At 64.1% G+C, this 10,659-nt stretch carries 7 protein-coding genes and 4 pseudogenes; 4 read left to right on the top strand and 7 right to left on the bottom strand.

What is annotated here, in order from left to right; all coding sequences use genetic code 11:
* Positions 1 to 640 precede the first annotated feature (640 nt).
* Positions 641 to 1,063 (top strand): hypothetical protein, encoded by a 423-nt coding sequence (locus ACF08N_RS37090; protein WP_392329133.1) that lies wholly within the window; start codon positions 641 to 643, stop codon positions 1,061 to 1,063.
* Between the two features lie 44 nt (positions 1,064 to 1,107).
* Positions 1,108 to 1,320 carry a hypothetical protein gene (locus ACF08N_RS37095; protein ID WP_392329127.1) on the top strand — a complete coding sequence of 71 codons (213 nt, stop codon included), beginning with the start codon at positions 1,108 to 1,110 and terminating at the stop codon, positions 1,318 to 1,320.
* A 1,813-nt stretch (positions 1,321 to 3,133) separates the two neighbouring features.
* Here the strand turns inward: ACF08N_RS37095 and ACF08N_RS37100 are convergent.
* The 7 genes and pseudogenes from ACF08N_RS37100 to ACF08N_RS37130 all read right to left on the bottom strand — a co-directional run.
* Positions 3,134 to 3,514 carry a transposase family protein gene (locus ACF08N_RS37100; RefSeq protein ID WP_392329128.1) on the bottom strand — a complete coding sequence of 127 codons (381 nt, stop codon included), beginning with the start codon at positions 3,512 to 3,514 and terminating at the stop codon, positions 3,134 to 3,136.
* Positions 3,462 to 4,062 (bottom strand): annotated as a pseudogene (locus ACF08N_RS37105) (ISAzo13 family transposase); the annotation flags it as partial. The gene ACF08N_RS37100 and the pseudogene ACF08N_RS37105, both read right to left, overlap by 53 nt.
* 130 nt (positions 4,063 to 4,192) lie before the next feature.
* Complete coding sequence (locus ACF08N_RS37110) at positions 4,193 to 4,510, bottom strand: hypothetical protein (protein ID WP_392329129.1); 318 nt, start codon at positions 4,508 to 4,510, stop codon at positions 4,193 to 4,195.
* Between the two features lie 13 nt (positions 4,511 to 4,523).
* Complete coding sequence (locus ACF08N_RS37115) at positions 4,524 to 4,664, bottom strand: hypothetical protein (RefSeq protein WP_392329130.1); 141 nt, start codon at positions 4,662 to 4,664, stop codon at positions 4,524 to 4,526.
* Positions 4,665 to 4,900: 236 nt separating this feature from the next.
* Entirely contained in the window at positions 4,901 to 5,026 is a 126-nt protein-coding gene (locus tag ACF08N_RS37120) for a hypothetical protein (RefSeq protein WP_392329131.1), read from the bottom strand.
* A 1,365-nt stretch (positions 5,027 to 6,391) separates the two neighbouring features.
* A pseudogene (locus ACF08N_RS37125) lies at positions 6,392 to 7,161 on the bottom strand (IS701 family transposase); the annotation flags it as partial.
* 19 nt (positions 7,162 to 7,180) lie between these two features.
* Positions 7,181 to 7,515 (bottom strand): annotated as a pseudogene (locus ACF08N_RS37130) (transposase); the annotation flags it as partial.
* A gap of 267 nt (positions 7,516 to 7,782) precedes the next feature.
* Here ACF08N_RS37130 and ACF08N_RS37135 point away from each other — a divergent pair.
* Together ACF08N_RS37135 and ACF08N_RS37140 are read left to right on the top strand one after the other, a co-directional pair.
* A pseudogene (locus ACF08N_RS37135) lies at positions 7,783 to 8,413 on the top strand (transposase family protein).
* 884 nt (positions 8,414 to 9,297) lie between these two features.
* On the top strand, positions 9,298 to 10,557 hold the full coding sequence (locus tag ACF08N_RS37140; RefSeq protein ID WP_392329132.1) for a cytochrome P450: 1,260 nt from the start codon (positions 9,298 to 9,300) through the stop codon (positions 10,555 to 10,557).
* Positions 10,558 to 10,659 lie beyond the last annotated feature (102 nt).

Consider the following 10,659-nt stretch of genomic DNA (forward strand, 5'->3'; position numbering starts at 1 on the left):
CACGAAAGGGCATCCGACTCAGTTTCCCGGGGGACAACACCCAGACCCTCTCGGGATCTGCATCCCTCCACCCACCACACTCCTCCCCACCCACCGCACCCACCTGAGCAACCCGTACTCAAACCCGGACAAACCATCCCCCAGGCCAGCAGGACGGCACCACACATCCACATCAGCCCAGGTCAGAGCCGGTGCCACGGACGTCAAGGCGCCAATGGGTTCGTGACGAGCACCCCATCATCCGCCAGCCGCGGGCCGACCACCGGGGCCGCCCCCTAACCGGTACGAAGACGCCCGGCAGCTCCTGGCGCACCACAGGCTCATCCGGCGCGCGCAACGCGCCTGGCAAGTTGCCGGAAACCGGAAGGGCACGCGGGCCTGCGTGGGGGCTGCGGATTACTCAGCGACCGTCGAAGAACAATTGCTGCCCGCGGCCAGCACGAACCAAGCGGCCGGCTCCTCGCCCAGGCGGGCGGTCGCGAACCATCAGGCCCAGCATCCACGGCTGAACACTCATGAGTAACGGCGGCCGACCTCGGACACCGCGGCCAAAGGGGGGCTTGAGGAACGAGGACTCGGGCGCTCCCGCGGCGGGCTGACCAGCAAGATCCACCTGGCCTGCGACGGGCGGCGGCGACCGCTGTCCTTCACGGTCACGGCCGGTACCCGCGACGACTGCACGCAGGCCGAGGCGGTCATCGACCGCATCCGCGTCACCCGGCCCGGGCCGGGACGGCCCCGCGTCCGGCCGGATCAGGCGGTGGCGGACAAGGGCTACTCCGCCCGCTCCTTCCGCACCTACCTGCCAGACGCGGAATCAAGGCGGCCATCCCCGGAACGCGCGGACCAACTCCCGGGCCGGCGCCGACGCCGTGAACGGCCATACGGCTTCGACAAGGCCGTCTACCGCCCCCGCAACGACGCGAACGCTGCTTCCACCGCCCCAAGCAGCCGCGCGGCATCACCACCCGTTACGAGAAACAGCCCGGCCGCCCCCTCACCGCCATCACCCAGACCAGCACACTCATCCGGCTCGACCCATGACCGCCAAGACGCCACCTAGGCCAGCCGGGCCCAGGGCCGTGCGGGCTCGTATCCACGGCGCTGGTGGCCGCGAAGAACAGGAAGACCTCGGGCAACGTGCCGAATTCCGACCAGTGCAGCGGCGGCGCGGCCAAGAAAATCAAAGGTCGCAAGCGGTACCCGGTCGCCAACACCCTTGGCCTCGCCCTAGCGGTGATCGTCACTGCGGCGTCCTGCACAATTCCGCCGACAGCAAACAGCTCCTCGACCAGATCGCCAGCGCGCATCCGAGAGTGATCAAGCTCTGTGCCGACGGTAGCTGCCAGACAAAACCATCGACCATGGCGCCAACTCGGGCATCGACGTCGATGTGGTCGAGCTGTCTCGGTCGCCATCGCCCCCGTGCCGAAAACGACGGGTGATCGAGCGGAGATTCGGCTGATTGATGCCGCATCGCTGCCTGGCATGCGGCTACGAACTCCCCAGCGGGCAGGCACATGGCCACTGGGGCAGTGCTAACAGGGAAACGGCCAAGTCGGCCTCAGCGCTGGTCAGATGCCCGCTTAGAGCGAGCCATATGCGGTGAGGCGGTCGTAGTACGTGAAGCTGGATCGCTCCAGACGGGGTTGCGGGAGAGCGCACTGCTCACCCGCGAGGCATCGTCAGGCGGACCGGCCGAACGATAAGCGCACCTCCGAGGCCGTTACTCTCTTCTCGCATCCTCGACTCTCCATTTCAGCCTCTCCGTGTTGACATCACGTAGCCGCGCCGGTCGCATGTTCAGAATGCGGCCCCTTCGGCGTCCATCCACGATACGGCGCATCCACCACTCATTCGAGGGACGCTCGTCCATTCCTGGGTGGCTGTTTGGCCCCGCGTCCGGCTTGATCCCAAGCACACCGTCACGTGCCGCCCACGCGACTGCCCGGGAGGATCTCAAGCCGCAGTTAGAGAATGGTCGGCCAGAAGACGGTTCCGCTCACACGTATCAGCGCGAGAGCCACTCCAAGATCCCGTCCCCGTCACGCCAGTGGGCTTCAGGCAGCCCGCTCCCACCCATGAACACCTTGGGGACGCGAGAGATGCTTGCTCGTGGGCAGTTTGCAGCCGTTTCGTTGGCGGCGTGACCTCACTGAGTACCTATTACTTCACGGATGGACGCATGGCGCCCCTATGCTCTGCCATGCTCGACCTCGAAGATCAAATATGGATTAGGGTGAAATACGTTGAAGACCAAAGGCTCCCGGCTCCTTCCCCTCACACTCGTTTCGGCAGCTCTTTCTTCGGCCCTGCTGATAGCCGGAGCCCCCTCCGCCTCGGCAGCCACGTTAGAAAAATGCTCGGACCCGTTCCTAATGTCCAACGGAACTCACACCTTCACATGCCTCTACCGCGACAATGTAAACAATAGAGTATTCGTCCGGACTTGGGTGCAGAACCTGAGCTTCTATACTATGACAATCGATATCCGAGAGGGTATCGGGCCCACCATGAGCTACCCGAACTCGTGCAAGTTCACCAATGTCCTTCCCGGTAAGTGGAACTCTTGCCAGACACCGAACTGGATCAACATCGCCTCACCCACCTTCGCGAAGGCTCAGATTACTTCAACCACGCAGATTCTCAACCAGACGGTTACCGCTACGGTCACCTCCGATTCCCTGTAACTTAGATCGCCGTCACGGCTGGCGTGCAGTAGCACGCACCTGCCCCCGAGATCCTCCCTTCAGAGATTCGGAGCTGGCTAAGCTTCCAGACGGATCTCTCTTTAGGGAGTGAACTCGCTGTCCGGGCGCTGTCATGCCACTATCGGTGGCAGAAAGTCAGCTACGGAGCATTACTTCAACCTGGTTCCCGGTCCTATGCGAAAACGCAGGACCGGAAACCAGGCCTCCCCCACGAAGCAACGAGCGCCTGGCGTCTCCCCAGGCGCTCGTTGCCGGGATTGCTCGGCAGCGGTGCCAGATCGGCGACAAGCTACGACGAGCAAGGGCGTCCCCGCATCAACGGTTCCGGTGACGGGCAAGGCGTAGTCGAACCGCAAGACCGCGTGCCTACTGCCTCACTTACCGGAATCAACCACAGCGGCCAACCTAGGCCTCGCAGAGAATCAACGTGGTGATTTGATCTCGGGTTGGGTGGCTTCCGGTGTGAGGAAGGCTGCCACGTCCGCGGGTGTGCGGAACCGGGCGGTGGAGGGTGAGATCGTGTGGCCGTCCTCGGCAAGGAGGGGCTGCACCTCCTGCACGGCTCTGGACATGGTGTTGCGGGTGACGCCGAAGAGTGCAGCGAGGAGGTCGTGGGTGCCGATCTTGCGCTGGTGGAGCACGGTGGCGAGGATCCGGTCCGGTGTAGGGAGCGTGTCCTTGGCGCTGGCGCCTCGGGCCCTGAGCCGGTTGCCGCCGCGGTGCTCGTGCCGGAGCCTCTCGCGCCGGTCCTCAAGGGCGGGGGTCAGCGCGCGGATCAGCAGGTCCAATTGCGCAGCCGTCATGCCGGTCAGTTCCGGGTCTCGGAGCGAGCCGGTGCCGGGACGGGCCGAGGTCCGGGTGGCGACGGCGCCTGCTGGTGCGGCGGGGTCGGCTGCCCGGAGTGATGGCTGCGCGTGAGGGGTGGAGGGTGTAGTTCCAGTCGCCGTGGAAGCGGTGGCTATGCATGGGCAGGGCGTCGATCTCGGCGTCGGTGACCTTGATCCCGGTGTCGTAGGTGTCGGTGTCGAGGTGGGCCTCGACGCGTAGCCCGGTGCGGTGGTGGTCGCGGCGATGCTGTTCACGATGACGCCGTGGCTGGTCAGCGGTCTGCCGCGCCAGTTCATGCTGATGTGGGAGAACAGCCGGTGCTCGATCTTCTTCCACTTCGAAGTGCCCGGAGGCATGTGGCAGACCGTGATCTCCAGTCCGGTCTCGACAGCGAGTGCGGCGAGGTCGGTCTTCCAGGCCGGGTGCGGTGGCCGTTGGAGCCGTCGGCGTGGGTGATCAGGAGCCGGGTGGCGGTCGGGTAGTCGAGCCCGCCACGGGCCTGCCACCAGCGGCGGATCGAGGCGACGGCGAACGCCGCGGTGTCGTGGTCGGTGCCGACGCTGACCCAGCCGTGTTCGCGGCGATGTCGTAGATGCCGTACGGGATCGCTTTGCCCGGGCCCTGCCGGTCGAGGAAGTCGTGTGTCTTGACCTTCACCCGTTCACCCCCGCCGGCCGCCACTCGCGGCCGACGTTCCTGTAGTCGCCGACCAGCTCCTTCTTTTTGGTGTCCACGCTGATCACCGGCTGTCCTGCATCCATGTGGGCCTTGGCCTGCTCGTTGATGTAGCGGAACTGAGCGTCGCGGTCCGAGTGTGGGGAGCCTTCGATGGTCTTGGCGTTGGCCTGGAGGCTGAAGCCTTCCTCTCGCAGCAGGTCGCCAACGGTGTCGGCGCCGACCCGGTGCCCCTGCCGGGTCAGCTCGCCGGCGAGTCTCCTGGTCGACTTCGTCGTCCAGCGCAGCGGCGACATTGGGTCCCCGCGCTCATTCCGGCTCGACCAGGGCCAGCAGGGCCGGCCGGAGTCCCGGGTCCACCTCCGAGGGCTGCTGCCGCTCGTCCAAGTGCGGGAACAACACCTCGAACTTCGAAGTGAGTTGGTCACGGATCGACCCGGAGATGCGCATGCCACATCAACGAGTCAAGGAACGTGAAGCAACATCTGATTTTCTGCGAGCCCTAACGAGCTCGTGCATGGTTGCCAGTGAGGCGTCGAGGGCTTCGGTGTGGCTCGGTGTTCACATCTGCAGTGCCGAGGTCTGGTCGATGGTCTGCTGATGGGACAGCAGGTCGGCGATGGCTTGGACGGTGTCGCTCATGTGCTCTCGGCGGCCGAGGTGGCGGGCCAGGGCTCGCCAGTGCTTCAGGTGGCGATGCCGTGCTCGACCCGGATGCGCCGGGAGGAGTGGACTTTGCGCTGTCGTGCGTGGAATTCCTCGTACCAGTCGGGGGCGTTCTTCTTGAACTTGCGGTGCGGTGGTGTCACCACGTGCCCATCGGTCTGGGCGCCGAGGCCCTGGCAGCCGGCGTCGGTGAGGATCCGCGCACGATCTGCTGCAGCCGCTGCCTCTCCTGGTCGGTCAGTCTGCGCACGCGGACAGGCTCGGACACCGCACCTCCAGCGATCGGATCGGACGTCGCCGCGCATCTAACCGCCACCACCACCAAACCGGCGAACCTAAGCGGTCACCGCACTAGCAAGTAAACAATGTGGCCTTTTCGTAACCTTAATTCCATATGTACGGGATGAGTCACTGAAAGCAAGTTCAGCGGAGTGGATGCGTCGGGTTTGAGTAATTCCTACTTGACTGGTTGGCATAGTTACTCCATCGCCAGCTCTGACTCAGGAAAATGCATGCACGATGTGAAGTTTTCTTTCACCCGGAACTCTTCATCGTCCTGGCTGCAGACGTGCGGGCACAAACTTCTGCACGGCACTTCGTGGTCGTAGCCGCGGCGGCGGAGTACGACGTTGGGCTGGCGGCGGGGCTAACCGCGCTTGCGTCTCGGCCGAGCTAGAGCTGGAGTCATCGCCTACTCAGTTGACAGCGCCCGAACACGCCAATCCAGATACCCTAAATCGGGCGAGATGCTCATTCTTAAGCACCCCTTACTCATTGCCCCCGGAGGCCACAGCACCTACGCTCGGGCTAGCCGTAACTTCAATGGCGCAGTTAAGTCTCTAATCGCGCCGTTCACTGAAAGGGTTACATCAGTGCGAACACTTCTAAAGAAAACCGCGGCAGTGGCAGGAACAGCTGCGATTACAGCCGGGATATCGTTAGCCACAGCCTCCCCGGCTGCGGCTTATGGAAAGCACCTCGAGACCACGCACGTCGTCTGCCCGGCGTACAACACCGGAACGTGGAATGATACCTACGACAACTATCCCGGCGACTGGGTGTGGCAGACAGGTTATAGAGCGGTGGCGGGATGTAAGCTAAAGAGCAGCTACTCTCCGTATACCAAGGTTCGCCTGGTCACTAGCTGCACAGCTGGATTTACGTACTATAGCCAGCCTAAGTTGGTTACGAGCGCTAACAGTAACACCTCTTTCGAGACGCCCAGCCAGAAGGAGCCGGGGTGCTACTGGGGTGTGTCAGACTACTGGATTGAGCAGGTAGCCTGAATCTGCCGAACCGCGAGAGATTGCACAGGGGATAATTCCCACACGGGCCTTAACCGTACCAGAAAGCGGTTGAGGCCCGTATCGGCCACTTAGTACTGCAACGGTCTTTTCAGTGACGGCAGTTCTGGTGGTGTGTGGCCTCGTCGTTTGTAGTGGCTGGTACGGGCTTGGTGTTGTCTGCGGCGGCGCCAGTGTGACCAGTGCAGGAAGTGCTCGATGCTCGGGCGGGGCCGGTGAGCGGGATGAGCTGGGAGGATCCGTTCCTGCTTTCCCGGTATCGAGTTTCGCGGGCCCGCAGGACAGTCAGGCAGGCGTGGGCGGTCATGGCCAGAGTGATGTGGCGGTGCCAGCCGTCGTAGCGCGGACCTGGTAGTCGTCCAGGCGGCATTCCTGCTTGGCGGTCTGGAGACATTCCTCGATCGCCCATCGGGAGCCAGCGATGTTCGTCGAGTGTGGTGCCGGCGGGGCAGCAGGCGATGTAGTAGGAGATCTCCTCGGGCCGGCGGGCGATGACAGTGCCGGCGATCCTCACCGTGTTAGGGGCCGGACCTCGACCCTTGCCCAGTCGAAGACGCGCGGGCCGTGGGCGCCGTTGCCGCAGGAACGGCCTTTCCGCTTCTGGCGGGGCATATCTTGGAACAGGTCGTGGACCGGGTGGTCGATGGCCCAGCGGGTGACGATGGTGTCGTGCCGGGTGATGGCCATGACATGGAAGACGTAGGCCTGCTCGAGTTCGTGCCGCCAGCCCATGCTGAAGCCGTAGGCGGCGTCCGCGGTATCACTCACTGGAACGGGATCTTGTCCGCGATCGCGCGGCGGACCATCCCTTGGCCATGGCGACCTTGGTCTCGAAGCCGGTCGCGCCGCCCCGGCCCGGCGGCACCGGTCGCGGTCGTCCGTCCACGACGTGGGCAGATACAGGCGCGGTCGATCAACGTCCGGCCGAGCGGAGCCGCATAGCCGAGGAACACGCCGATCTGGGATCTGGCAGTTCTCCGTCCGCCCTGCAGTGCCGCGAATGCGGGCTTGGCCAGCCATGATCGCTGCGTCCTTGGCATCGGTCTTCGCCCCGGTAGCCCTCGGAGGCACGGTTCACAGCTCGTCCGGGGATGTAGAGCAGGTGTTGGGCATGGTTGAGCAGCACCGCAATCAGGAAGGCGGCCCCGCCGTGGGCCAGGTCAATGCCCCAGGCGGTGATCTCTCCCAGGACCAGGACGTCGGCCAGGAGCTGGAGCAGTTCCGTCTCGTCGTTGGCCACCCCTCGGACAGCAGCTTCTTGCCAGTGTCGTCGATCACCACGCAGTGGTGGCGGGTCTTCCGGCGTCGATACCGGCCCAGATCGCTGTCACGTGCTTCTCCGCGGGTCCATTTGCGTACAGGTACCACGGACGGCCTCGCTGTCGAGTCCCTACTGAGCGATCAGTGCCGCAATTCCTAAGGAGCAGCCGAGTCGTCATGGGGGCCGGGCGGCGAATCAACACGAGCCACGTCGGCAGCGGGCTGAGAGCCACACTCGGATCCCTGGGTAAGCCAACCCTACGAATGGCTCGCTCATCCCGGCCAACAAGGTAGAGAAGACTGAGCGGTTGTGGGTGGAGACGGTCACCGGGCTGCGGATGCATAGCAGTTCGAACGGCTGGTGAAGGTGGTGCGGGAGCGGGGCGGAGACGGTCCCACCTCGCCATGCGGCAACTCGCGCCGCTCTTCGGAGTGTCTCCTGCGACCGTGTGCCGCGTCATTCAACGGCTGCGGCCGCTACTCGCAATGAACCCGCCGCCCGCCGATGCGGTGGAACGGCTGTGGATCGTGGACGGGACGTTGATCCCCGTCCGCGACCGGAAGGCGGCGCCTCCTCGCGCAACTACTGGTTCTCGGCGAACGTGCAGGTCATCATCGACGCCGACACCAAGCTGGCCATCGCCCCGGCCCGGCCGGTGCCCGGCACCACCGGATGCGAAAGCGTGGCGGGACTCTAGTCTGGCCCAGCACTGCCAGGGAGTGACCGTGCTCGGCGACGGCGCGTACATCAAAACCGGCCTCGTCGTCCCGCATCGAAAGGCCCGGCCGGACGCTCCTGCCAGGCGAGGAAGCAGACAACCGAACATCGCCGGGTCAGAGCCGGCGTCGAGCACACCTTCGCCCCGCATGAAGCACTACAAGATCCTCCGTGACTGCCGCCAGCGCGGCGACGGCCACCACGCAGTCCAGGCCGTCGCCCACATGCACAACCTCGCCCTCGCCGCATGATCACACCGGCCACGAAACCCGATCTGGCCTACTCGAACACAGCCTTCTGCAACAAGCTATAGTAATCGTTTCAGGATGAGATCGGTGCAAATCTTGGCAGTTGAGTCTTGTGGCCGACAGATCTGCCGGGTGATGTCCGATGACCCTGCGCCTGATCACCGGTGGGAATCGTATGGCACCGTTGCACAGGGGCCTAGGCGGGCATCGGCACGGCCACGGACACCGCCTATTACGGCAAAGTGCCCACACAGCTGCAGGCCGCGGCTGGGCATGGATGCCAGATCAGCTGACTACGACGCGTTCCCTCAACGCTTCAAGAACCACGCGCTCACGTCCTCTGCCTGCCCCAAACCCAGTGGCGGCGCCAGCCTCGGATACCCACCGGCTCCAAGAACCGCCGCCGGCCACCCCGGTACGTCGGTGGGTTCAGCCGTACGTCGCAGTCTTGGCAAAGTACAGGACAAACCCTGTCATGAAGTAAAGGCGAGATGCCGCGGCGAATGAATGGTGAGTTCATGAGTGACGCCCACTCTTTCAAACGTGAGTTGCCTCGAGGCGAGGGCCACAATCTGATTGTAGTGCTCCTACAGGAGACAGGAATAAAGTTACTTCCGAGATATACCGAACAAGGGGCGCGTCTGGATCATCACCATCCTATGCTGGCGGCGAAGATCTCCCTGATGTGGCACATTGGACGAGACAGCTTCCGCAACGTGCTTGGACGGAACTTCGAGAACTTCACCCGCCGCGCCCCACGTCGGTGTTCGACACCTTCGGCTTGACCAGAAGTCCCTCAATATCTGTGCAGAGACATTCACTCGATGTCTCTTTAGCTCCTGTGAGGGCACGCGCGCCGAGACCCTCGCTTCGACTGGAGACTCTTGATGCACCTCACCACCTGCCCAGACCCGTTCCCCCTCGACGCTCACGCCACCAACGTCCTATCCGAAGGACGCCGCCTGCGCGAGCGGGGTCCCCTCGTCGCTGCTGTTCTCGACGGCGGGATCCGGACCTGGGCCACCGCACACCGCGACGTCGCCGAGGCGATCCTGGGAGGACGCGCCTTCAGGAAGAACCCCCAGCACTGGGCAGATTTCCGGAACGGCAAGATCCCCAGTGATTGGGGGCTCCTGGAGTTCATCACCCTCCCTGGCATGCTCAACGAGGACGGCACCCGGCACCGCGAATTGCGGTCGCTTGTCAGTACGGCCTTTACACCCCGCCGGGTCGAAGACCTGCGCCCGCGCATCGCCGAGATCACGCAGAAGCTGATCACCGATCTTGCGAATACTGCGCCGGGCGAGTTCGTCGACCTACGTCGGCGGTTCGCCTTCCGGCTGGTCACACAAGTCATCTGCCACCTGTTCGGCCTGGATCCCGGCAGTAGCGACACACTCGCCCAGGACTACATGGCCATTCATGACAGCCGTAGCAGCGCCGAAGAAGTCGCCGCAGGCAAGTCGGGTGTGCAGTCCGTGATCGCCGATCTGATCGCCGAAAAACGCCGGCACCCAGCAGATGACCTGACCTCTGCCCTGATCAGTGCGACCGATGGAGAGGAGGCTAGCCTCGACGACAACATGCTGCTGGCCACGCTGATGCTGTTCCTCTTCGCAGGGCACGAGACCACCCAGAACCTGATCACCAACGCGATCGAGGCCCTCGCGGACCACCCCCAGCTGCTGGCCCTCATCCGTGACGGCACGTTTTCTGTCGACGATGCCGTGGAGGAAACCCTGCGGTGGAACAGCCCGATTAACACCATCATGTTCCGCTACGCCGCCGAAGACGTGGTCGTGGCCGGAACCGACCTCACAGTAAAGGCGGGCGAAGCCGTGGTCATCTGTGTGGCGGCAACCGGCCGCGACGCTGAGGCTTTCGGCCCGGACGCCGACATCTTCGACCCGTCCCGCAGCGCCCTCGCGCAGCACCTCGCGTTCGGCCACGGAGCCCATTACTGCATCGGCGCCCCCCTGGCACGCCTGATAGCTCCTATGGCGGTCGGCGCACTATTCCAGCACTTCAACGTGGACAGAATTGGTGCCCCCGAATCCCGCCCCATCCCCTCCTACGTATCTAACTCATACACCGAGTGGTGGACGCGGCTGAAGCCCCGGCACACGGCGGCCAAGGCTTCGACATAGTCACAGGGGTGCTGTCACGTTATCGGCGGGGGTGGGATGATCTTGGGGTTGGCCGGTTTGGGGGAGGGTGTTGGTCGTGTCGTCCGCGGTGCCGTCGTACAG

The sequence above is a fragment of the Streptomyces sp. NPDC015127 genome (assembly GCF_043080095.1).
Classification (GTDB): domain Bacteria; phylum Actinomycetota; class Actinomycetes; order Streptomycetales; family Streptomycetaceae; genus Streptomyces.